General features: G+C 69.7%; 23 protein-coding genes. 10 read left to right on the forward strand and 13 right to left on the reverse strand.

The window, feature by feature from the left end; all coding sequences use genetic code 11:
* Window positions 1-15: 15 nt before the first annotated feature.
* On the reverse strand, window positions 16-294 hold the full coding sequence (locus tag E0H45_RS31960) for a muconolactone Delta-isomerase family protein (protein WP_131344362.1): 279 nt from the start codon (window positions 292-294) through the stop codon (window positions 16-18).
* Entirely contained in the window at window positions 291-1,670 is a 1,380-nt protein-coding gene (locus E0H45_RS31965; protein ID WP_131344364.1) for an NAD(P)H-quinone dehydrogenase, read from the reverse strand. Before E0H45_RS31965 ends, E0H45_RS31960 begins: the two co-directional genes overlap by 4 nt.
* 31 nt (window positions 1,671-1,701) lie before the next feature.
* On the opposite strand from E0H45_RS31965, the gene E0H45_RS31970 reads away from it, so the two are divergent.
* Window positions 1,702-2,163 (forward strand): gamma-glutamylcyclotransferase family protein, encoded by a 462-nt coding sequence (locus tag E0H45_RS31970; protein ID WP_131344366.1) that lies wholly within the window; start codon window positions 1,702-1,704, stop codon window positions 2,161-2,163.
* A gap of 25 nt (window positions 2,164-2,188) precedes the next feature.
* Window positions 2,189-3,823 (forward strand): phospho-sugar mutase, encoded by a 1,635-nt coding sequence (locus tag E0H45_RS31975; protein WP_131344368.1) that lies wholly within the window; start codon window positions 2,189-2,191, stop codon window positions 3,821-3,823.
* Window positions 3,824-3,855: 32 nt separating this feature from the next.
* On the opposite strand, the gene E0H45_RS31980 is transcribed toward E0H45_RS31975, so the two are convergent.
* The 4 genes from E0H45_RS31980 to E0H45_RS31995 form a co-directional block, all read right to left on the reverse strand.
* Window positions 3,856-4,305 (reverse strand): hypothetical protein, encoded by a 450-nt coding sequence (locus tag E0H45_RS31980; RefSeq protein ID WP_131344370.1) that lies wholly within the window; start codon window positions 4,303-4,305, stop codon window positions 3,856-3,858.
* Window positions 4,306-4,460: 155 nt separating this feature from the next.
* Window positions 4,461-5,423: a neutral zinc metallopeptidase gene (locus E0H45_RS31985; RefSeq protein WP_131344372.1), complete on the reverse strand. Its 963-nt coding sequence runs from the start codon at window positions 5,421-5,423 to the stop codon at window positions 4,461-4,463.
* 112 nt (window positions 5,424-5,535) lie between these two features.
* On the reverse strand, window positions 5,536-6,432 hold the full coding sequence (locus E0H45_RS31990; protein WP_238155453.1) for an alpha/beta hydrolase: 897 nt from the start codon (window positions 6,430-6,432) through the stop codon (window positions 5,536-5,538).
* Between the two features lie 7 nt (window positions 6,433-6,439).
* On the reverse strand, window positions 6,440-7,000 hold the full coding sequence (locus E0H45_RS31995; protein ID WP_131344374.1) for a PH domain-containing protein: 561 nt from the start codon (window positions 6,998-7,000) through the stop codon (window positions 6,440-6,442).
* A gap of 46 nt (window positions 7,001-7,046) precedes the next feature.
* Here E0H45_RS31995 and deoC point away from each other — a divergent pair, with 46 nt between their 5' ends.
* Genes deoC through E0H45_RS32015 form a run of 4 tightly spaced genes read left to right on the forward strand, consistent with a single transcriptional unit; the run spans window position 7,047 to window position 11,362 of the window.
* The gene (deoC, locus tag E0H45_RS32000; protein ID WP_130382741.1) at window positions 7,047-8,003 is read left to right on the forward strand and encodes a deoxyribose-phosphate aldolase; all 957 of its coding nucleotides are present in this window, start codon (window positions 7,047-7,049) and stop codon (window positions 8,001-8,003) included.
* Between the two features lie 5 nt (window positions 8,004-8,008).
* Window positions 8,009-9,445 (forward strand): aldehyde dehydrogenase family protein, encoded by a 1,437-nt coding sequence (locus E0H45_RS32005; RefSeq protein WP_131344376.1) that lies wholly within the window; start codon window positions 8,009-8,011, stop codon window positions 9,443-9,445.
* Complete coding sequence (locus E0H45_RS32010) at window positions 9,435-10,307, forward strand: aldehyde dehydrogenase family protein (protein WP_131344378.1); 873 nt, start codon at window positions 9,435-9,437, stop codon at window positions 10,305-10,307. Before E0H45_RS32005 ends, E0H45_RS32010 begins: the two co-directional genes overlap by 11 nt.
* 41 nt (window positions 10,308-10,348) lie before the next feature.
* Window positions 10,349-11,362, forward strand: a complete 1,014-nt coding sequence (locus E0H45_RS32015; RefSeq protein WP_131344380.1) for a S66 family peptidase — start codon at window positions 10,349-10,351, stop codon at window positions 11,360-11,362.
* 316 nt (window positions 11,363-11,678) lie between these two features.
* Here E0H45_RS32015 and E0H45_RS32020 read toward each other — a convergent pair whose 3' ends face one another.
* Both E0H45_RS32020 and E0H45_RS32025 read right to left on the reverse strand, forming a co-directional pair.
* Window positions 11,679-12,284, reverse strand: coding sequence for a hypothetical protein (locus E0H45_RS32020; protein WP_131344381.1), 606 nt, complete (start codon window positions 12,282-12,284; stop codon window positions 11,679-11,681).
* Window positions 12,285-12,301: 17 nt separating this feature from the next.
* Window positions 12,302-13,312 carry a serine/threonine-protein kinase gene (locus tag E0H45_RS32025; protein ID WP_131344383.1) on the reverse strand — a complete coding sequence of 337 codons (1,011 nt, stop codon included), beginning with the start codon at window positions 13,310-13,312 and terminating at the stop codon, window positions 12,302-12,304.
* Between the two features lie 79 nt (window positions 13,313-13,391).
* Between E0H45_RS32025 and E0H45_RS32030 the strand changes: the two genes are divergently transcribed.
* Window positions 13,392-13,931 carry an RNA polymerase sigma factor gene (locus tag E0H45_RS32030; RefSeq protein WP_131344385.1) on the forward strand — a complete coding sequence of 180 codons (540 nt, stop codon included), beginning with the start codon at window positions 13,392-13,394 and terminating at the stop codon, window positions 13,929-13,931.
* 75 nt (window positions 13,932-14,006) lie between these two features.
* Here E0H45_RS32030 and pepN read toward each other — a convergent pair whose 3' ends face one another.
* Genes pepN through E0H45_RS32045 form a run of 3 tightly spaced genes read right to left on the reverse strand, consistent with a single transcriptional unit; the run spans window position 14,007 to window position 17,959 of the window.
* On the reverse strand, window positions 14,007-16,448 hold the full coding sequence (gene pepN / locus E0H45_RS32035; protein WP_131344387.1) for an aminopeptidase N: 2,442 nt from the start codon (window positions 16,446-16,448) through the stop codon (window positions 14,007-14,009).
* 16 nt (window positions 16,449-16,464) lie between these two features.
* Window positions 16,465-16,848 (reverse strand): hypothetical protein, encoded by a 384-nt coding sequence (locus E0H45_RS32040; RefSeq protein ID WP_131344389.1) that lies wholly within the window; start codon window positions 16,846-16,848, stop codon window positions 16,465-16,467.
* Window positions 16,849-16,858: 10 nt separating this feature from the next.
* Window positions 16,859-17,959: an FAD-dependent oxidoreductase gene (locus E0H45_RS32045; protein WP_131344391.1), complete on the reverse strand. Its 1,101-nt coding sequence runs from the start codon at window positions 17,957-17,959 to the stop codon at window positions 16,859-16,861.
* A gap of 71 nt (window positions 17,960-18,030) precedes the next feature.
* Between E0H45_RS32045 and E0H45_RS43450 the strand changes: the two genes are divergently transcribed.
* Window positions 18,031-18,735 (forward strand): TetR/AcrR family transcriptional regulator, encoded by a 705-nt coding sequence (locus E0H45_RS43450; protein WP_238155454.1) that lies wholly within the window; start codon window positions 18,031-18,033, stop codon window positions 18,733-18,735.
* Here E0H45_RS43450 and E0H45_RS32055 read toward each other — a convergent pair.
* On the reverse strand, window positions 18,732-19,607 hold the full coding sequence (locus tag E0H45_RS32055; RefSeq protein ID WP_131344393.1) for a LysR family transcriptional regulator: 876 nt from the start codon (window positions 19,605-19,607) through the stop codon (window positions 18,732-18,734). The genes E0H45_RS43450 and E0H45_RS32055 overlap by 4 nt on opposite strands.
* Before the next feature lie 82 nt (window positions 19,608-19,689).
* Here E0H45_RS32055 and E0H45_RS32060 point away from each other — a divergent pair, with 82 nt between their 5' ends.
* Both E0H45_RS32060 and E0H45_RS32065 read left to right on the forward strand, forming a co-directional pair.
* Window positions 19,690-20,433, forward strand: coding sequence for a sulfite exporter TauE/SafE family protein (locus tag E0H45_RS32060; RefSeq protein WP_131344395.1), 744 nt, complete (start codon window positions 19,690-19,692; stop codon window positions 20,431-20,433).
* Window positions 20,430-20,687, forward strand: a complete 258-nt coding sequence (locus tag E0H45_RS32065; RefSeq protein WP_131344397.1) for a hypothetical protein — start codon at window positions 20,430-20,432, stop codon at window positions 20,685-20,687. The genes E0H45_RS32060 and E0H45_RS32065 overlap by 4 nt, the downstream gene beginning before the upstream one ends.
* Here E0H45_RS32065 and E0H45_RS32070 read toward each other — a convergent pair.
* Window positions 20,671-21,168, reverse strand: a complete 498-nt coding sequence (locus E0H45_RS32070) for a YkvA family protein (protein WP_131344399.1) — start codon at window positions 21,166-21,168, stop codon at window positions 20,671-20,673. The genes E0H45_RS32065 and E0H45_RS32070 overlap by 17 nt on opposite strands.
* Window positions 21,169-21,189: the final 21 nt, after the last annotated feature.

Genomic DNA, 21,189 nt, shown 5'->3' on the forward strand with positions numbered 1-21,189 from the left:
TCGGCCGCGGGCGCGTCAATCGCCCGGACGCGGGGATTGCATCTCGGCCAGTGCATGCACCGTGTACCGCGCGAAGTTGAACACCGGAGCCCGCCCCAGCAAGCGTTCGAACTCCTCGTGCGAGTCCACGTCGTAGATCCACGCCCCACCGTGCGAGCCGACCACGTGGTACCGCGACAGCACCTTCCCCTCGCGCTCCAGCCGCTCCCCGTACTCCGGCATCGCCCCGACGGCCCGCGCCATCTCCGGCGACAGCAGGCTCAACTCCATCTGCCAGAGCACGAGGAACTTCATGAGCGCAGGTGCAGACGGCGGGCGGCTTCGGCGACCGAGCCGGAGACGGAGGGGTAGACGGTGAAGGCTTGGGCTACCTGGTCGACCGTGAGGCGGGCGCCGACGGCCAGGGAGATCGGGTGGATGAGTTCGCTGGCGCGTGGGGCCACGACCACCCCGCCGACGACGATGCCGGTGTTGGGGAGGCAGAAGAGTTTGACGAAACCGTCCCGGACGCCCTGCATCTTGGCGCGGGCGTTGTCGGCCAGCGGCACCTTCACGACCATCGCCGTACTGCCGCCGGCGTCGACCACCGCCTGGGTCAGCCCGACCGTCGCGATTTCCGGCGCGGTGAAGACGTTCGCCGAGACCGTTGACTGGTCCAACGGCGTGACGGCGTCGCCGAGCGCGTGCGCCATCGCGATCCGGCCCTGCATGGCGGCCACCGAGGCCAGCATCAGTACGCCGGTGCAGTCGCCGGCCGCGTAGACGCCGCGGGCCGTGGTCCGGGAGACCCGGTCGACCTGGACGAACCCGCCGTCGGTCAGCGACACGCCCGACTCGACCAGGTTCATGTCGTCGGTGTTCGGCAGCGACCCGACCGCGAGCAGCGCGTGCGATCCCTCGACCGTCCGGCCGTCGGTCAGCGTCACCACGACGCCGTCGCCCTGCCGCTTGACCGACTCGGCCCGGGACTTGCCCAGGACCGTGAGTCCGCGCCGCTTGAACACGTCCTCCAGGACTGCTGCCGCGTCAGCGTCTTCACCGGGCAGCACCCGGTCCCGCGACGACACCAGGACGACGTCGGTGCCGAGAGCGTCGTACGCGCTGGCGAACTCCGCACCGGTGACACCGGAGCCGACCACGATCAGCCGCTCTGGCAGTTCTTCGAGCTCGTAGACCTGTTCCCAGGTCAGGATCCGCTCGCCGTCCGGCTCGGAGCCCTGGAGGATGCGCGGCCTTGCTCCGGTAGCGATCAGGATCACGTCGGCGCCCAGGCGCTCGTCGCCGACCACGACGGTTTCCGGCCCGTCCAGGCGGGCGCGGCCCTTGACGATCCGGACCTTGTCGCGGTCCAGCCGGCGCTCGATGCCCTCGGACTGGGCGGTGGCGAGCGCTTTCACCCGTTTGTTGACGACGGAGAGATCGACACGCACGGAGTTCGCCGGGTCGTCGTCGCCGTCGTCCAGCCGGACGCCCAGCTCCCCGGCCTCCTCCACCTCGGTCATCACCTCCGCGGTGGCGATCAGGGTTTTGCTCGGTACGCAGTCGGTGAGCACAGCGGAACCGCCGATCCCGTCGGAATCGACGACCGTTACCTCCCCGCCCAGCTGGGCGGCCGCACTGGCCGCTTCGTACCCGCCTGGACCGCCTCCGATGATCACAACTCGCGCCACGGGAGGTCATTCTTCCGTATCCTCTGATTCCGTGACCCTGTACGCCGCGTTTGCGTCGAATCTGGACCCGAACCTGATGTCCGAGCGGTGCCCGTACTCGCCTCTGCGCGGGACCGGCTGGATCACCGGCTGGCGCCTCACCTTCGGCGGCGAGGAGCTCGGTTGGGAGGGCGCGATGGCCACCGTGGTCGAGGACCCGGCCGACCCCGCCAACCAGGTCTTCGTGGCGCTGTACGACATCCATCCCAAGGACGTCGAGCGCCTCGACGAGTGGGAGTGGATCGACCAGGGCGTCTACCGCAAGATCCAGGTCCGGGTGCAGACCCTGGACGGCGAGCAGCTGGCCTGGATGTACGTGCTGAACGCCTACGAGGGCGGTCTGCCCTCGGCCCGCTACCTGGGCATCCTGGCCGAGGCCGCCGAGGCGGCCGGTGCTCCCGACGACTACGTCGCCGACCTCCGCGCGCGCCCCTGCCAGTCCGCAGGTCATTAGCCGGGGCATTAGTTATCGTGCGGTAGTGACCGATGATCTGAAGGCCGCCGCCGAAGCCTGGCTGAGCGAGGACCCCGACCCCGACACGCGCGCCGAACTCAAGGCGCTGCTGGACGCCGGGGACACCACTGAGCTGGCCGACCGCTTCTCCGGCACCCTGGAGTTCGGTACGGCGGGTCTGCGCGGCGCCGTCGGCGCCGGACCGAACCGGATGAACCGGGTCGTCGTGATCCGTGCCGCCGCCGGGCTCGCGGCGTACCTGAAGGCGAAGGGGCTCACCGACGGCCCGGTCCTGATCGGGTACGACGCCCGCCACAAGTCGGAGGTGTTCGCGCAGGACACGGCGGCCGTGATGCGCGGCGCCGGCCTGGACGCCGTACTGCTCGACCGGCCGGCCCCGACGCCGGTCGTCGCCTTCGGGATCGGGCACCTGCACGCGGTCGCCGGCGTGGTCGTGACCGCGTCGCACAACCCGCCGCAGGACAACGGCTACAAGGTCTACCTGGGTGACGGTTCGCAGATCGTGCCGCCGGCCGACGCCGAGATCGCGGCCGCGATCGCCGCTGTCGGCCCGCTGGCCGACGTACCGCGCGGCGACGACTGGCAGACGACCGGGGACGACCTGCTGAACGCCTACCTGGACCGGATCGCCCAGCTGGTGCCGGCCGATGCGCCAAGGGACCTGAAGGTCGCCTACACACCACTGCACGGCGTCGGGCGGACCCTGGTCGAGGCCGCGGTCGCCCGCGCGGGGTTCGCCGTACCGCAGGTGGTCGCGTCGCAGGCCGACCCGGATCCGGACTTCCCGACCGTCTCGTTCCCGAACCCGGAGGAGCCGGGCGCGATCGACGCCGCGCTGGAGCTGGCCCGCGCGATGGACGCCGACATCGCGGTCGCGAACGATCCGGACGCGGACCGGTGCGCGGTCGCGATCCCGGACGCTGCAGCCGCCGGTGGCTGGCGGATGCTGCGCGGTGACGAGCTGGGCGCGCTCCTTGGTGAGTTCCTGCTCGCGCCCCGGCCGGACGGGGTCGCCGCGTGCTCGATCGTGTCGTCGTCGCTGCTCGGCAAGATCGCGGCGTCGTACGGCGTCCGGTACGTCGAGACGCTGACCGGGTTCAAGTGGATCGGGCGGGTGCCGGAGCTGGTCTTCGGCTACGAGGAGGCGCTCGGGTACTGCGTGGATCCGGCGGCCGTGAAGGACAAGGACGGCGTGTCGACGCTGGTCCGGGTACTGCAGCTGGCCGCACAGGCGAAGGCGGCGGGACGCACGCTGCTCGACCTGCTGGACGATCTCGCGGTCAAGCACGGGCTGCACGGGACCGACCAGCTGTCGGCGCGGGTCGAGGACCTGTCACTGATCGCGCAGGCGATGGACCGGCTCCGCGCCGTGCCGCCCACAACCCTCGGGGCGTACGCCGTCGAGCGCATCGACGACCTGAGCAAGGGGTCGGAGTCGTTGCCCCCGACGGACGGGCTGCGGTACACGCTGTCCGACGGCGCACGCGTGGTCGTGCGCCCGTCGGGTACGGAGCCCAAGCTGAAGTGCTACCTCGAGGTGGTCGTCCCGGTCACAACGGACGTCACCGCGGCACGCGCTCAGGCAGCCACCGCGTTGGCAGCCGTCAAGACCGATCTGGCTGCCGCGGCAGGGATCTAAGCTTCAGAACACCTGGCGGGTGGCTCTGGAGCTCAGCGGGCGGCTGCGGCCGCTTCGGCTTCCTCGGCGTGCAGGGAGCTCTGCAGCGACGAGTGCAGGATGCGGAGCGTGCTGGTGGACTGCATCAGCGCGTCCCGCTCGTCCGGGTTCCGGTTCGCCAGGGCGGAGATGTCGCTGATGGCCGCGTCGATCCGGGCGATCCGGTCGGCGACCGAACCCTCCTGGCTGCTGGCGCGGCGGATCGCCTCGGACGTGACCGTCCAGACGTCCTCCTTGTCGTTGGTACGCCGGGACATGTCCACCATCTGGCTCAGCGCCGCGAGGTCGTGGTCGACCTGGGTGCGCTCAACCGGCACGGTGATCCCCGCGGTCGCCTGCCGCAGCCGGGTCACGTGCCCGGACAGCTCCGACCAGGTGCTCCGGCCGCTCTTGATCTTGTCCAGCACCTTCGCGTACTCGGTGTTGAACTCGTCGTAGTTCACTGTGACTCCTGCCGTTCGATGCTCGACTCAAGAACTCTAGGGCGTCCGCACCCGAAACAAGTAACCACACGATCGCAGATCGTGCAGGTGTCGCCAAAAAGAAACAGCCGCCCGGTACGCCAACGCGTACCGGGCGGCTGAGTTACGTACTTACGTCAGGAGACGTAGGCAGAGGTGGCGTTGAAGGTGTTGCAGTTGCCCGCGACGGCGTAGCTGCGCGCCGCGTTGAAGCCGGCGAACGACCAGAACCGGTGGTTCTTCAGCGAGCCGTGGTCACGGACGCCGCCCGGCTGGTCGCCGGAGTTCGTGACGACGTAGACCCACTGCTGGTACAGGCCACCGGCCATCGGGTAGTAGCGCTTGTTCGCGCCGATGCTGGCCGAACCGAGGCAGGACGCCTGCAGCTCACGACGGCGGCTCTCCTCGAGCTGCGCGGCGTAGGTGCTGAAGGCGCGCTGACGCTGCCAGGACGCGTTCAGGATGCCGGTCAGCCACTGGACGTGGTGACCGTACTCGTGCGCCAGCGTGTTGGTCGCGTACGCCCGGGCAAGCGTCGGGCTCGACTTCCAGAAGCTCATGATCTGGCCGGTCGGCATGTAGATCCAGGACTTACCGTTGTACGCGCAGAAGAACGCGGTGTCGGTGACCGTGCCGCAGTACGAGTTGATGGTCCGCGCGGTGGTGACAACCAGCTTCGGGGCCACCTTGTACGCCGCACCGGCCTGCTTCAGCGGCAGCGCCCACTCGGCGTAGGTGCAGCGGAACAGCTGCGAGAGGTACTGGTTGACGCCGGTGTAGGTGCGCAGCGAAACGTTGACCTCCTTGCACTTCGACGGGGTGATCGGCCCCGTCTTGTACAGGCGGTTGTAGCGCACGACGTTCGTCAGCGACGACTTGGTGGTCACACCGTCACCAGCCGGCGGGTTACCGATGACGATCGGCTGGGCGCCGTTCGGAATCGCCGGGTCGGCGGTCGTCGCCGTTGCGGCCGTCGCAGCCGTCTTGGTCGTGCTGGAGGTCTGCGCGGCCTGGGCGTTCGGCAGCGCCAGCGCGGCGAAGCCGGCCAGGGCACCGACGGTGGCCATGCCACGCAGGGTGTAGCGGGAGAGGTTGACCATGAGCTCCACTCTCGATGTGTCTAGGGACCTGTCGGACCAATCCTGGAGTGCACAGGGGTTCACTCAGGGGTTGAACACGGGCTCTGACGCGGCGATTCACACCACAGTTCCGTCAGCGGCCGACTTTTTCGCCCAGAAATCGCAGTTGGTCAGGAAGCATGCGCCGCCAGTAGCCGGGAGTGTGTACGCCGGCCTGCTGCCCGCCGGATGCCTGCAACTGCTCGCGGAGCTCCCGGGCGGCGTCGGCGAACGGGTCGTCGCGGCCGCAGTCGATGCGGACGGCAACGTCTCGGAATCCGCTGGGCCGGTCGAACACCTGGCTGCGCTCGAAGTCCGCGGCGTCGTCGAACGCTCCCGGCTGTGCTTCGGCGTACCTGCGCCACAGCGCCGGGCTGAGCGCACCGACCGCGACGGCTCGCGCGGACGGCCCGACCCGCCGCTGCCAGTAGTGCAGGGCCACCCACAGCAGAGCGCCGTACCCGCCCATCGACCAGCCGAGGACGCCGAACCGGCTGGTCTGCAGCCCGCTACGGGCCAGCAGGGGAAGGAATTCCTGGTCGAGCATGAACCCGGGATCGTTGCCGTCGGCCCGGCGATGCCAGTAGCTGTCCTGGCCGCCGTCCACGGTCGCCAGCGCGAACGGCGGCGTACCTGCCCGGACCGCGGCGGTCAGGTACCGGTCGATGCCGAGGTCGTTGACAGCCGACGTGTGGTCGCCCCCACGACCGTGCAGGACGAGGACGACGGGCAGCTCGGCCGACGCGTCGTACCCGTCCGGGTAGATGACGCTGTAGCCGACCTTTGTACGGCGACCGAACGAGTCGAAGCTCCCGGACACCACCGGACCCGCGGGTACGTCAGGTACGACGCCGTCCGGGCCGGTGAGGCCGAGTAGATCGTGCACTCGGGCCCGGCCGGGGACGACGCCCGTTTCCAGGGCAGCCACCGCGGCGACACCGGTCACTGCCGCGGCGGCGCCGGTGCGGACGAATGCGCGCCGGGTGAGCACGCGCCGGTCAGCGGACCACGGCCGCGACGACCGCGATCACGGCCAGGACGCCGAGGACGGTCAGCTCGGGCCTCGCCCAGCCGCTGACCACCTCGCCCTGGGATTTCCCGGCGTACTGCTCCAGGTGGTGCTCGACCCGGTTGACGACAAAATCGGCCTTGGAGATCGAGCTGTCGGCGGCGAGCTTGCGGCCGCCGACCCGCTGCTTGCGAAGGTCTCGCATGACCAGCTGGACGCCGGGGGCGCGGAAACGGTCGCCGTCGGTGTGCACCCGGAGGATGTCGGTCACATCGACGCCGGTCACCTTCGACCACGGGATCTGGTGATCGCGCAGGTGGTTACGCAGCAGCAGGTGCTCGGGGCTGAGGGTCACCGACGGCCGGATCAGGCCGACGTACGCCAGCACCATGAACATCCCGATGACGCTGCCGACCAGCAGCCCGGTCGCGGTCCGCCACTCCAGCAGTATGTCGACCAGGCCGAGCGCCCCGATCACGATCACGATGGACCCGGTGATCCGGTTCGAGGCGGACAGGTACTGCTCGCTCTCCGGCGATTTCGACTTCACCCGCACAAAGTAACCGGCAGTCCGGAACGGCACTAGACTGCCGTGGGTGACCACACTCGACAGCGGCGTCGACAGCTTGGCCGACGTGACCTCGTCCGAGGATCGGCTGCGCCGGTTCCTGCTCGGGCTGCCGGGCGTCGACCAGGTCGGCGCGGAGGCCCGCGCCGCCACCCTGAGCACCCGGTCGATCAAGACCACCGCGAAGCAGTACGCGCTGGACCTGGCGATCCAGATGATCGACCTGACCACGCTGGAGGGCCAGGACACCCCGGGCAAGGTGCGGGCCCTGTGCGCGAAGGCGAAACGGCCCGACCCGGCCGACCCGACCGCGCCGCAGGTCGCCGCGGTCTGTGTGTACCCGGACCTGGTCGCGACCGCGAAGCGCGAGCTGCAGGGCACCGGCATCAACGTGGCGAGTGTCGCAACCGCCTTCCCCAGTGGGCGTTCCAGCCTCGCGATCAAGATCCAGGACACCAAGGACGCGGTCGCGTCCGGCGCCGACGAGGTCGACATGGTGATCGACCGCGGCGCCTTCCTGTCCGGGCGGTACGCGATGGTCTTCGACGAGATCGCCGCGATCCGCGAGGCGGCCGGCGACGCGCACCTGAAGGTGATCCTGGAGACCGGCGAACTGGTCACCTACGACAACGTACGGCGGGCGTCCTGGCTGGCGATGCTGGCCGGCGCGGACTTCATCAAGACGTCCACCGGCAAGGTGTCCCCCGCGGCCACGCTGCCCGTCACGCTGGTGATGCTGGAGGCGGTCCGCGACTACCACGAGGCCACCGGGCTGCACATCGGCGTCAAGCCGGCCGGCGGGATCCGGACCGCGAAGGACGCGATCAAGTACCTGGTCACCGTCAACGAGACGGCCGGCCCGGACTGGCTGGACCCGGAGCTGTTCCGCTTCGGGGCGTCCAGCCTGCTGAACGACCTGCTGATGCAACGCACCAAGCTGGCCACCGGGCACTACCCGGGCCCCGACTACTTCACCTTGGACTGACAGGCATGAGCAGATTCGAGTACGCACCGGCCCCCGAGTCGCGGGCGATCGTCGACATCAAGTCGTCGTACGGGCTGTTCGTCAACGGCCAGTTCGTCGAGGCGACGGACGGGAAGCCGTTCAAGACCGTGTCCCCGGCGTCCGAGGAGGTGCTCGCGGAGGTCAGCGAGGCCGGGCCCGCGGACGTCGACAAGGCCGTTCGCGCCGCGCGCAAGGCGTTCGACAAGGTCTGGGGCCCGATGAGCGGCAAGGACCGGGCCAAGTACCTGTTCCGGATCGCACGGCTGATCCAGGAACGCGCCCGTGAGCTCGCCGTGCTGGAGTCGCTGGACAACGGCAAGCCGATCCGCGAGTCCCGCGACGTCGACATCCCGTTGGTGGCCGCGCACTTCTTCTACTACGCGGGCTGGGCCGACAAGCTCGACTACGCCGGCGTCGGCGACGACCCGCAGCCGTGGGGTGTCGCGGGCCAGGTGATCCCGTGGAACTTCCCGATGCTGATGCTGGCGTGGAAGATCGCGCCCGCGCTGGCCGCCGGCAACACCGTCGTACTGAAGCCGGCCGAGACCACCCCGCTGACCGCGCTGGCGTTCGCGGAGATCTGCCAGCAGGCCGATCTGCCGCCGGGCGTGGTGAACATCGTCACCGGCGCCGGCCGCACCGGTCAGGCCCTGGTCGAGCACCCGGACGTCGACAAGGTCGCGTTCACCGGCTCGACCGCCGTCGGCCGCGCGATCGCGAAGTCGGTCGCCGGCACGCACAAGGCGGTCACGCTGGAGCTCGGCGGCAAGGCGGCGAACATCGTCTTCGAGGACGCGCCGATCGACCAGACCATCGAGGGCATCGTCAACGGCATCTTCTTCAACCAGGGCCACGTCTGCTGCGCGGGTTCGCGGCTACTGGTCCAGGAGAGCGTGTACGACGAGGTGCTCGCGCGGCTGAAGCGCCGGATGGGCACGCTGCGCGTCGGCGACCCGCTGGACAAGAACACCGACATCGGCGCGATCAACTCGGCGGCCCAGCTGGCGAAGATCCGCGAGCTGTCGCAGATCGGCGAGGACGAAGGCGCCGAGCGCTGGTCGCCGGAGTGCGAACTGCCGGCCAACGGCTACTGGTTCCCGCCGACGGTGTTCACCGGCGTGTCCCAGGCGCACCGGATCGCCCGCGAGGAGATCTTCGGCCCGGTGCTGTCCGTGCTGACCTTCCGGACCCCGGCCGAGGCGGTCGAGAAGGCGAACAACACCCCGTTCGGCCTGTCCGCGGGGATCTGGACCGAGAAGGGTTCCCGGATCCTCTGGATGGCGAACCAGCTGCGCGCCGGCGTGGTCTGGGCGAACACGTTCAACCGCTTCGACCCGACGTCGCCGTTCGGCGGCTACAAGGAGTCGGGCTACGGCCGCGAAGGCGGTCGCCACGGTCTGGAGGCCTACCTTGCCCACTGACACGCAAAGGCTCGAAGTGCGCAAGACCTACAAGCTCTACATCGGCGGCGCCTTCCCCCGCAGCGAATCCGGCCGGTCGTACGTCGTGAACAATGCCAAGGGCAAGTTTCTCGCGAACGCGTCGCAGGCCTCCCGCAAGGACGCCCGGGACGCGGTCGTCGCGGCCCGCAAGGCGTTCGGCGGCTGGCACGCGCGGACGGCGTACAACCGCGGTCAGGTGCTGTACCGGATCGCCGAGGTGATGGAGGGCCGGCACCAGCAGTTCAGCGCCGAGGTCGCCGCTGGTGAAGGCCTGTCGATCTCCAAGGCCCGCGCGGTCGTGGACGCGTCGATCGACCGCTGGGTCTGGTACGCCGGGTGGGCCGACAAGCTCGCCCAGGTGGTCGGCTCTTCGAACCCGGTGGCCGGTCCGTACTTCGACTTCTCGTTGCCCGAGGCAACCGGTGTGGTCGCGGTGCTCGCTCCGCAGGACTCCAGTCTGCTCGGCCTGACCAGCGTGATCGCGCCCGCGATCGTCTCCGGTAACACGGTCGTCGCGGTCTCGTCGTACGAGCGTCCGCTGCCGGCCGTGACGCTGGGCGAGGTGATGGCGACCTCCGACGTACCGGGTGGTGTGGTCAACCTCCTCACCGGGTCGGCGTCCGAGATCGGGCCGTGGCTGGCGTCGCACGACGACGTGAACGCGATCGACCTGTGCGGCATCACGTCCGACGACGAGGCCCGCGACCTGGAGATCGCCGCAGCCGGCAATCTCAAGCGGGTACGCCGTCCCGCCGAGGAGGACTGGTCCGCGGACCAGGGCCTGTCGCGCCTCACGCAGTACCTCGAACTGAAGACCGTTTGGCACCCGATCGGGGTCTAAAACCAGTCACGCCCGGGGCGGAAGCGTCGTACAGTCGCCCCATGCTTCAGCCTGGTGACAAGGTCGCGATCGTCTCGCCGTCTCGTGGACTGCCGGAGATCTTCCCGGGTCCGTACGAGCTCGGGCTGCGCCGACTGCGGGACGACTTCGGGCTGATCCCGGTCGAGTACCCGACGACCCGCAAGCTGCAGTCGACACCGCAGGAGCGGGCCACCGACCTGCATGCGGCGTGGTCCGATCCGTCGATCCGCGCGGTCTTCGCGAGCATCGGCGGCGACGACCAGATCACCGTGCTGAAGCACCTCGATCCGGCGGTGTTCCAGGCGAACCCGAAGCCGTTCTTCGGCTACAGCGACAACACGAACCTGCTGAACTTCCTGTATTCGTTGGGTTTGCCGGCCTTCCACGGCGGCAGCGTGATGGTCCAGTTCGGCCGCGGCGGCGCGATGCATCCGGACACCGAGCGCTCGCTGCGCGCGGCGATGTTCACCGGCGGCGAGTTCGAGCTGACGCCCGCGAAGGGCTGGACGGACCACGACCACGACTGGAACGTCCCGGAGAACCTGGCGACCGAGCCGCCGCTGTTCCCCGGCACCGGCTGGACCTGGAGCGGGTCGCAGGCAGTCAGCGGGAAGCTGTGGGGCGGTTGCATCGAGATTCTCGACTGGCAACTGTCCGCAAACCGCTGGATGCTCCCGACCGAGTCGTACGGCGGTGTGCTGTTCGGCGAGACCAGCGAGGAGATGCCGTCGTCCGAGGACGTCTACCGGATCCTCCGCAACTTCGGCGAACGCGGCCTGCTCGAACGCTTCGACGCCGTCGTCTGGGGCCGCCCGAAGTCCTCGTCCCTGATGCATGAGGTGACCCCGGCGGAGTCCGTCGCCTACGTCACGGACCAGTACCTCGCAGTCGACCGCGCCCTCGCCGAGTACAACCCGAACGCGGTCGTCGTCAAGGGCCTCGACATCGGCCACACCGACCCCCAACAACTCCTCCCGTACGGCGGCCAAACCCACATCAACCCAATCACACAACGAATCACGGTCACCTACTGAGCCGGGATGCGGCTGAGTCACCGCTGGCCGCCTACTTCCCACCATCGCACACATAACCCGCCAGCCCGCGACACACCACCCACAGCTCCGGCAACAGAGGCGGATATCCCCTGGTGTTGTGGGTTCTCCCCTCGCATACCAACGGAGAAGGCACAACGCCGAGGGATATCCCCTCGTGTGCGGGGCTCTCGTCGTGCTCGGTCGGGGCCGGCCGGTGGGACGGTATTCCTGTGATAGCGCCAGAAACCCTCCACAAACAGGAGGGCCTCTCCGCCCCTCAGTTCCTGTCTCATCCCGCGCCGGCTGGACGGCTGGGTCAGCGGACGGTGGTTTGGGTGAGGGCGGGGTTGGGGTTGGGGTAGCACGAGACGGGGGCTGTGGTGGTGATGAACTTCCACTTGATCTTGGCCTGGAAGGTGAGGCCGGGGTCGTCGTAGCTGGTGCCTTTGAGTTTGGTCTCGATGGTGGTGCCGGGGCGGCCGGACTTGAGGCGGACGCTGAGGGTCGGTAGTTGGAAGTTCGCGCCGCCGGGGATCGGGCCGGCGACCTTGATGACTACGACGTTTCCTTCGAGCTGCACGGTCGGGGTGGAGTTCAGGCCCGAGCCGCCGGTGAGTCCGGCGCTGACGTAGGAGGAGTTGGCCGGGATCGGCACCCGGAGTGTGAGGTCGCGGACCTCCTTGAGCTTGAAGCCCTTGACCTCGCCCGGCAGCGTTCCGGGTTGCAGGTGGACGGCGATCGTGAAGCGGGTGTTGGTGCGGACAACGGCCGGAGCCTGCGCGTCGACGCCCTGGCGCAGCGACACCGTGTGCCGACCGAACTTGGTGTCCGCGCGGCACGCGTAGCTCGCGATCGGTTGAGCTTGTGCGGTGGTCGGGAAGAGCAAGGCGAAAATCACCACAAGACTGCGGTAAGTAGCCATATGACTACTCTATGCAGTCATCGACCAAAGAGGAACCATCCGCCGGCACCTGCAGCTACGAACACCACGGGCAGGGCCAGCAGGAACCACGCGCGCCGTCGGCGTCGTCGCCGTACCGGCGGATCGGTCGCGACGGTCGTGTCCAGGTCGTCGTCGGTGATCGCGGTGCGCTCGGCCGCCCGCAGCGGGGCCTCCTGCTCCAGCCGGTACGCCTCCGCCTCCAGGCGTTCGGCCAGCGTGTCCGCGCGCTCCCAGCGATCGGTGACGCGGTACGCCAACGCCCGCGCGAAGACGTCGTCGAGCTGCCCGACCGAGTCGTGCAGCACCGAGCGCAGGCTCGGCGGCGCAAGGTCCGGATCCCGATTCAGTACGTCGCCGATCGAGCCCGCGGAGTACGGCGGATGCCCGGTGACGAGCGCATACGTCACCGCGCCGACCGCGTAGATGTCCGCCCGCTCGTCGAACCCTCCGTCGCCGCGACCCTGCTCGGGCGCCATGTACGACGGCGTACCGACGGCCTGCGTGAGCCCGGACGCCTCCGCGGCACGCTTCGCCAGGCCGAGGTCGGCGAGCACGATCCGGTGGGTTCCGCCGCCGACCTCGTCGCCCTGTCGCAGCAGCAGGTTCGCCGGGGTGACGTCGCGGTGCACGACGCCCTCGCTGTGCAGGGCGGCCACCGCACGCGCCAGGTCCGCGCCCCACCAGAGCGCGTCCACCGGGTCGAGCGGCCCTTGCCGCAGTACGTCGCCCAGCGTGCCGCCGCCGACGTAGTCCATTACGAAGTACGGCCGCCCGTCCGGGAGCTTGCCCAGGTCGAACACCCGGACCACGCGGTCGCTGGAGATCCGCCGCATCAACCGCGCCTCCGACAGGAAGCGCTCGCGTACGTCGGCGCGCGACGCCCAGTTGTCCGCGAGAACCTTGACGGCCACGTCGACGTCCAGGTCGTCGTCGTACCCCCGCCATACAGTCGCGAACGCGCCCGCGCCGATCTTGTCCCGTAACCGGTACCGCCCGATGACATCCATCCCGGCTATTGTCGACCACAACCAAGCTCAAAAGGGGGAGCATGACGGTATTAATGCCACGCCTCGGGCGCGGGACCTCATGACCGAGGAGTTGGAAGAACTCGGGGCCCGGGCGGCGTCGGGGGACAAGACAGTGCTTCCACAACTTCTTCAGGCTATCCGGCCGCAGGTGCAGCGTCGGGTGGCCAAGTTCCTGCCGTACCGGGAGGACGCCGAGGAGGCGGTCCAGGACACCCTGCTGCAGGTGGCGAACAAGGTGCACACCTTCAAGGGCACCGGCAGCTTCGCGGGCTGGGTGACGATCGTGGCCACCAACCAGGCCCGGCAGACCTACCGGACGCTGAAGCGCCGCGCGGTCGAGCAGTCCGCCGAGGTGCTGCCGGAGTCCGTCGACCCGCGCACCACCTCGGTCATCGCCGGCTCGCGCCTCGACCTCCTCGAGGCCCTCGAAGCACTCGAGTCCAGCCACCCGCAGCTCGTCCAGCCGCTCGTCCTGCGCGACCTCGGCGCGATGACGTACGCCGAGATCGCCGACGAACTGGACGTCCCGCTCGGCACCGTCAAGGCCCGCATTCACCAGGCCCGCAAGGCCGTCGCGGAGCGGCTGACCGTGCGCTGAATCTCCGCGCAGGCAGAACCCCCGAATTCCGGCCGAATCGGGGCGAAATCGGGGGTTGTGCCTGCGTGGCGGTCCTCAGCCGAAGGTGCTACGGATCGCGAGCGCGCGGCGCAGGTCGTCGAGGAAGTTGGCCGTCTTCCGCCGGATCCCCGAGTTCACGGACTCATCCGCGACCAGCGCCTCGGCCGGGGCGACGAGGTCCGCGTCGACGGCGTACCGCGGTGCGATCCGCGCCGTGGTCAGGCCGACCACCATGCCGGCCCGGATGTCAGCGGTCGGCGGGATGTCGGTGAAGAACCGCTGGACGTACGGCGCGGTGATCGCCGCCTGCCCCGGGTGCCAGAAGCCGTCGGCCGCGGCCAGCAGTTCCTGTACGCCGATCGACGGGTCCGTCATGATCCGGGTCCACGCCGCTTCCTTGCCGTCCGGCAGCGCGGCCCGGCACCGGGATGCCTGGACCACGCCCTCGGTCGACTTGTCCCGGTCCAGCTCGGCGTCGATCTCGGTCGCGCCGAACTCCCCGAGCCGGACGAGCCGCAGCACCAGCGCCCACCGCAGGTCCGCGTCGATCTCGAGACCGTCGGGTGCCGCAGAACCGTCGAGCCACGACTGCAGCAACGCGACGTCGTTCGTGGTCGAGATCAGGCCGCGAGCAGTGACCAGTTGGAGGCTGCTGCCCGGCGCGGTGATGGCCAGCTTGTTGCCCAGCGCGTCGGCGACCTGTCCGCGCGCCTCGTCGTACTCCAGGTAGCCGCCGAGGACGCGCTCCTCGAGCCAGCGGACCAGTGAGCCGACAGCGACGTCACTGTCCTCGTGCGGGAGCGCCGCCGTGAAGAGTTCCAGTGCCTGCCGCGGGTCCAGTTCGGCGTCCGCGACCGCGTCCCGGATCGAGTTCCAGATCACCGCGCGCGTGGTGCCGTCCTTGATCGCGGGCAGCACCGTCGGCAGGTTGGCGAGACTCGTCGGGTCCAGCCGGATCTTCGCCCAGGTGTCGTCGCCCGCATCCGGCACCACCACGCCGGCATCGTTGCCCAGCACAACTTCTGCCGAGTCGTCGGCAAGCACCACGTCCGCCACCGCGACCGATCCGTCGGCGTCGTACGCGCCGACGCTCAGCTTGTGCAGGCGGCGGGACTCGTCCGGGCTGCTCCGGTGCAGCACGACCCCGGCACCGGTCCGTTCGGCAGTGATCGTGTCCACTCCCGACGTCCGCAACCATTGGTCCGACCAAGTGTCGAGGTCCCGTGCACCCGCCTCGGTGAGCTTGGCGATGAACTCGTGCAGGTCCGCGTTCCCGTACTCGTGCGCCTCCAGGTGCGCGTTGACGCCCTTCAGGAAGACGTCGTCACCGAGGTACTTCGCCAGCTGCTTGAGGACCGCCGCGCCCTTCGCGTACGAGATCCCGTCGAAGTCGTCGAGCGACTGCCGCGCGTCCTTCAGGCTGTCCGGCGCAACCGGGTGCGTCGAGCTGCTCTGATCGGTCTGCAGCCCCCACCACTTGCGGACGAACGCGAAGTCGACCCAGTTGCCGCGGTAGCTGGTCGCGTCCTCGGCCACGCGGTGCGCCATGTATTCGGCGAACGACTCGTTCAGCCACATGTCGTTCCACCACTTCATCGTGACCAGGTCACCGAACCACATGTGCGCCATCTCGTGCACCAGGATCCGCGAGCGGGTACTGCGTTCGGCGTCGGTCACCGGTCCGCGGAACACGAGATCGTCGGAGACCGTGACGCAGCCCGGGTTCTCCATCGCGCCGAGGTTGAAGTCCGGCGTGAAGACCTGCCAGTACTCGCCGAACGGGTACCGCTGGCGGAACATCCGGTGGTACGCGTCGAACGCGTCCCGGGTGGTCCGGAACAGGTCCTCGGCGTCGCGCTCCAGGTGCTCCTTCAGCGACTGCCGGCAGGCGAGTCCCAGCGGAATCCCGTCGTACTCGCTGCGGAGCTGGTGGTACGGGCCGGCGACGAGCGTGACGAAGTACGTCGACAGCGGCTTGGTCTCGGCGAGCGTCCACTCCCCCGGCGCGGTCCGGGTGGCCGCACCGTTGCCAAGGACGACCCAGTCCTCGGGACACTTCACTGTGATCGTGTACGGCGCCTTGAGGTCAGGCTGATCGAAGCACGGGAAGTACCGCGGCGCGGACTCCAGGGACGACATGCCGTACGTGTAGACGCGACCGTCCGCGGCGTCGACGGATCGCTGCAGGCCTTCGCCGTCGGCGGCGTACTTCAGCTCCGCGGTCACAACGAGGTCGTTCTCGCCCTGCAGGCCGGTCAGCGGGAAGCGGCCGCCGTCGAGCGCGCTGGCGTCGAGAGCCTGGCCGTTCAGTGCGACGCTGATCAGTCGCTCGGGTTTCACGTCCACCCAGCTCGTACTGCTGGTGGCCCCGAACCGGATCCGGCTGGTCGTGACGAACGTGTCCCCGTCACCGGTCAGGTCGAACGCGACCTCGTACGACCGCAGGGTCAGATCCGCCACCCGCTGCCGGGCCTCTTCAACTGTCAACGCGCGCATGGGTGCAACGCTATCTCTACGCCCCGGTCGCCTTCCGGCGCGCGGTGTCTGCTGCCAGCGAAGCAACGGCGCGGGTCTGGTCGTCCACCGCCCGCTCGAGCACTCCGGTGAGCAGGTCGAGGTCGTCCGGCTCGGCCAGGACGGTCAGCACGTTCAGTGCGCTGACGTGGTCGAAGCCGGCCGGGACGTCCGCGGCCGCCTCGACGGGCGGCCGGGTCAAGATCCCCACCGCGACCTGCCGTACCTCGTCGGCCATCGGTTCGAGCGGGTTTCCGCCACTCACCTGCGTGTACGCCGCAGCCACCTGGTACATGTTCAACGCCCGGCACACCATGCCGATGTTCTGACTGTGCAGCAACGCACCGAACGCCTGCAGGGGAATCGCCTCGTCCGGGTTCATACCCGAAACGCTAGTCGACGGGGTCGGGCTGGAAGAACCGCAGTACCTTCTGCGCGGCGTCCGGTCCGGAGATCATCTCCAACGCCATCGCGGAGAGCTTCGCGGCCTCGGTGCTGCGGGCCAGCATCACCGGCTCGTAGGCCGCCACTGCGGCGTCCAGATCGTCCGGATGAGCTGCGATCGCGAGGGCGAGCTCGGCTGCGTCCAGCATGGCCGCGTTCGCTCCTTCACCCACCGGCGGCATCAGATGCGCGGCATCGCCGAGCAGGGTGATCCCGGACCGGCGCGGCCAGGTCAGGCCGATCGGCAGTACGGCGATCTTGCGCACCACGAACGGCTCGTCGCAGGCACGCACCAGCCGCCCGAACCGGGGGTCCCAGCCGTCGACCAGCCGGGCAGCGTCCGTGCGCTCGTCGACCAGGTCCTCCGGGCCCTGCTGCGACAGGCTGACTCCGATGCTGCCGTCGCCGTGGCGCTGGGCGGACAGCCGCAGGTCGGGGCCGAAGACCCAGAAGTTGCCGCGGCCAACCATCTCGGCGAGCTCGGGTTGGGTGCGATCCGCGTCGTGAATGGAGCTGTGCAGCGCGATGGTCCCGGCGTACTCGGGCTCGGCGTCGGTCAGCAGCCGGCGTACCCGGGAGTTCGCGCCGTCGGCACCGACGAGCAGGTCGGCCTCCACCGGACTGCCGTCGGCGAAATGTACGACGTACCCGCCGGCGGACCGTGGCTCGGCGTGACTGAAGGCGCGACCCCAGCTGATCGTCCCGGCCGGGAGTGAGTCGACGAGCAGGTCGCGCAGGTCGGCACGGTCGATCTCCGGACGGGCCATCGGCGCATCGTCCGGGGTGTCCTGCTGGAACAGCAGCTTGCCGGTGTGATCCAGCATCCGATGGTCCTGCCCCTCGCGCCGCGCCGCGGCGAGGAACTCGCTCTCGAGCCCGGCCGCACGCAGGGCGAGCTGACCGGTGTCGGCGTGCAGGTCGAGCATGCCGCCCTGGGTCCGGGCCCGGCGGGAGGCATCCCGCTCGTAGACGACGGCATCAATGCCGTGGACCTGCAGCACCCGCGCGAGCGTCAGCCCGCCTGGACCGCCGCCGATGATCGCGATCATGACCAACTCCTTTCGATACACTGTATCGGCAATATACACCGTATCGAACGAGGCAATGTATCGTGCGACAGGTGGCAGACACTCCGTCGATCTGGGAGCGGCCCGAGCCGCCCGAGCGGCGGGCTCCCAGCCCGTTGAGCCGGGAGCGGATCGTCCGCGCCGCCGTGACGCTGGCCGACGCCGAGGGCCTCGAGGCCGTGTCGCTCCGCAAGGTCGCGGCGGAGCTCGATGCCGGCCCGATGCGGCTGTACCGCTACATCGGCACCAAGGACGAACTGCTCGACCTGATGGTGGACGCGGTGTACGCCGAGATTCCGCCACCGACCGGATCCGGCTGGCGCGAGGTGGCCCGGTCGTACGCGCACGGGATCCGGGCGGCCGGCTTGCGGCACGAGTGGCTCGCCGACCTGCTCGACGGCCGGCCGCGCTTCGGCCCGGCGGCCGTCACGCACGCCGAGGCGACGCTCACTGCGCTCCGGGCGGCCGGACTGCAGGAGATCGACACGATCATGAGCACGGTCGAGGTGCTCAGCACGTATCTTCGCGGGGCGCTTCGGACCGAGGTCGGCGAGCGACGCGCCGAACGCACCTCCGGTCTCGACGAGCGCGAATGGCAGCACGCGATGGCGCCACACCTGCTCGCGATGTTCGCCACCGGCGACTATCCGCTGATGTCCGAGGCAATGCACGACGCCGAGCACCGCAGCGCCACCGAGCGGTTCGATCAGGGACTGGGCTATCTCCTGGACGGCATCGAGCAGAGCCTCTCGGGCTAGCCAGTGGCGACCGCGTGCAGGTGGGTCGCGAGGAGGTGGGCGGGCTCGGGGGCGTTCGCGGCGTAGCAGAGCAGGTGCTGGCGAGTGGACCAGGAGTCCTGGAGCGGGCAGATCTCGACGGCGGTGCTGGCGTCGACGGCTCGACGGGGCACGATCGCGAGACCCGCGCCTGCGGTGGCGAGGGTGATCAGGGCGTGCAGGGTGGGTACGACGGTGCGGTAGCGCGGCGCCGGCGCGTGCGGTCCGAGGCGATCGTCCATCCACTGGCTGAGGGGCGAGTTCGGGACGAGGCCGACGAGCGGATGCTCGGCAACCTCGGCGTACGCGATCGAGGGTCGGCCGGAGAGGGTGCCGCCGGCCTGGCCGATCACGACCAGTGAGTCGTCGGCCAGCGGTTCGGTCCGCAACTGGGTCGGCTCGTCGTCGAGGATCACGCCGAGATCCGCCTCACCGGCCGCGAGCAGGCGGACGCTGCGGATCGTCCGGCGCTCGCTCACGTTCACGTCGTACTCCGGATGGTCGCGGAGGAACGTGGCGAGGGCGGCCGGGACGAGTTGGTGCATCGCGGACCCGCCGGCAACCAGGCGGATCGGTGCTGATCGCGACACGGCGTACGACGCGACCGCGCTGTCCAACCGGGTGGTCTCGGCGAGCACCTCGCGGGCGTGCCGGGCCAGGGTCGCGCCGGCCGGGGTCAGCCGGACACCACGGCGCTCGCGCACCAGCAGGGGTACGCCGGCCTGCGCTTCGAGCGCTCTGACCCGCGCACTCGCCGAAGGCAGACTGAGGTGCATCAGGCGCGCGCCGCCGGTGATCGAGCCTTCTGCAGCGACGTGGGTGAAGAGCCGGAGATCGTCGAGGTCGTACCGCATGGAACCAGCCTACGTCTCAGGCTAAGGCTGGCTACGGGGATCGCGCATTGTGGAGTGCGCGCCGAACCCGGATCCTCGAAGGGTGCTGCTGATCCTCCTGGCCGGTGTCGCGGCCGGCGCGCTGAACGCCGTCGGCGGTGGCGGGAGCTTCGTGGCCCTCGCCGCCCTGGTCGCCGCCGGGATGCCGCCGGTCACCGCGAACGCGACCACGACCGTCGCCCTGCTCCCCGGGAACGCGACCAGTGCCTGGGTCTACCGCCGCGAGATCGAGGGCCTGGCGGAGCCGTCGATCGGCTCGGTGACGCTGGCCAGCGTGCTCGGCGGGGCGATCGGCGCGGGGCTGCTGCTGTTGTTGCCGTCAGCATCCTTCGACGCGGCGGTGCCGTGGCTGCTGGCGTTCGCGACGGTCGTCCTGGTGTTCGGCCGACGGCTGACCGCGGCGCTGCGGCTCGGCCGGCCGGGGCCGGCGGTGATCCTGGCGGGGCAGTTCCTGCTGGCGATCTACGGCGGGTACTTCGGTGGCGCGGTCGGGTTGATGATGCTCGCGTTCTGGACCGCGACGACCACCCTCGACCCGGCGCGCGGGAACCCGCTGCGGGTCATCCAGGTCGCGGCCGTCTACCTGACCGCGGCGGTGATCTTCGTGTTCGCGGCCGACGTACTCTCACAGCCGTTGCACCTGGTCGCCTTGCTCGCGGGTGCGGTGATCGGCGGGTACGCCGGGGCGCATCTCGTCCGGCGACTGCCGCCGACGATGCTCCGCGGGCTGGTCCTCACCACGGCCGTCCTGATGACCGGGCTGTTCTTCGTGCGGGCGTTCGGATGAAGCCCGCACAGCTTGCGATGGCCTACCAGGCCTGCGAGGTCGCGGAGCTGGCGGCCGCGGCGGTCGAGCTGGACGATCCCGCGGAGGCCGCGGCGCAAGCGGCCCGGGTGCTCGCGGCGGCCCAGCAACTGGTTGCCGCCGCCAACCGTCTCGGCTCACGCGAGGTGCCTGGAGATCCTCTCCAGTTGTTCGCCTACGAACATCCCGAGGAAGCGGCCGAGGACGTGGCCGACTGGGTCAGCCGCCGTCCGTAGCGCGTCGGCCGCTCGGCGGCCGGCGCGGGAGCTGCTCGCGTTCCTTCCGCAGATAAAGACCGGCCGCGGTCGACACGCTCGTGAGCAGCCAGACCGCGACTCCCGCGTCGTCGGTGACACCGATGACCGGCAGCAGGTCCGGGAGGATGTCGATCGGCGAGACCAGGTAGACCATCGCCAGCAGCCAGAGGAACGTCCGGCTCTTCGGCAGGTCGGCGTACGTGCCCTGGCGGACGTCCCGGAGCAGCCGCGGCAGCGCCTTCGCGCGCTCGATCACGTTCCCGACCGGTACCGGCTCGCCGTTGGCGATCTTCCGCCGCCGGGCCCCCCGCCGGCGCACCACACCCAGCGCTCCGACTCCGGCGCCGATCAAGAGCAACCCGATCCCGACGGCAACGGCAGGTAGCCCGACAACGTCACCGTCCCGGAACAGCAACGTCAGTAGCCCGATCAGCCCGAGCAACCCACCGAAGTACACCATCTACCCACTGTAGAGGGCGGT

The sequence above is a fragment of the Kribbella soli genome, assembly GCF_004331345.1.
GTDB classification, from domain to species: Bacteria; Actinomycetota; Actinomycetes; order Propionibacteriales; family Kribbellaceae; genus Kribbella; species Kribbella soli.

Excerpts from the sequence above, each read along its gene's own strand:
- E0H45_RS31960 (WP_131344362.1), bottom strand. The coding sequence starts at position 294 with ATGAAGTTCCTCGTGCTCTGGCAGATGGAGTTGAGCCTGCTGTCGCCG.
- E0H45_RS31985 (WP_131344372.1), bottom strand. The coding sequence starts at position 5,423 with ATGGTCAACCTCTCCCGCTACACCCTGCGTGGCATGGCCACCGTCGGT.
- E0H45_RS32005 (WP_131344376.1), top strand. The coding sequence starts at position 8,009 with ATGAGCAGATTCGAGTACGCACCGGCCCCCGAGTCGCGGGCGATCGTC.
- E0H45_RS32015 (WP_131344380.1), top strand. The coding sequence starts at position 10,349 with ATGCTTCAGCCTGGTGACAAGGTCGCGATCGTCTCGCCGTCTCGTGGA.
- E0H45_RS32020 (WP_131344381.1), bottom strand. The coding sequence starts at position 12,284 with ATGGCTACTTACCGCAGTCTTGTGGTGATTTTCGCCTTGCTCTTCCCG.
- E0H45_RS32025 (WP_131344383.1), bottom strand. The coding sequence starts at position 13,312 with ATGGATGTCATCGGGCGGTACCGGTTACGGGACAAGATCGGCGCGGGC.
- E0H45_RS32030 (WP_131344385.1), top strand. The coding sequence starts at position 13,392 with ATGACCGAGGAGTTGGAAGAACTCGGGGCCCGGGCGGCGTCGGGGGAC.
- pepN (WP_131344387.1), bottom strand. The coding sequence starts at position 16,448 with ATGCGCGCGTTGACAGTTGAAGAGGCCCGGCAGCGGGTGGCGGATCTG.
- E0H45_RS32040 (WP_131344389.1), bottom strand. The coding sequence starts at position 16,848 with ATGAACCCGGACGAGGCGATTCCCCTGCAGGCGTTCGGTGCGTTGCTG.
- E0H45_RS32045 (WP_131344391.1), bottom strand. The coding sequence starts at position 17,959 with ATGATCGCGATCATCGGCGGCGGTCCAGGCGGGCTGACGCTCGCGCGG.
- E0H45_RS32055 (WP_131344393.1), bottom strand. The coding sequence starts at position 19,607 with ATGCGGTACGACCTCGACGATCTCCGGCTCTTCACCCACGTCGCTGCA.
- E0H45_RS32065 (WP_131344397.1), top strand. The coding sequence starts at position 20,430 with ATGAAGCCCGCACAGCTTGCGATGGCCTACCAGGCCTGCGAGGTCGCG.
- E0H45_RS32070 (WP_131344399.1), bottom strand. The coding sequence starts at position 21,168 with ATGGTGTACTTCGGTGGGTTGCTCGGGCTGATCGGGCTACTGACGTTG.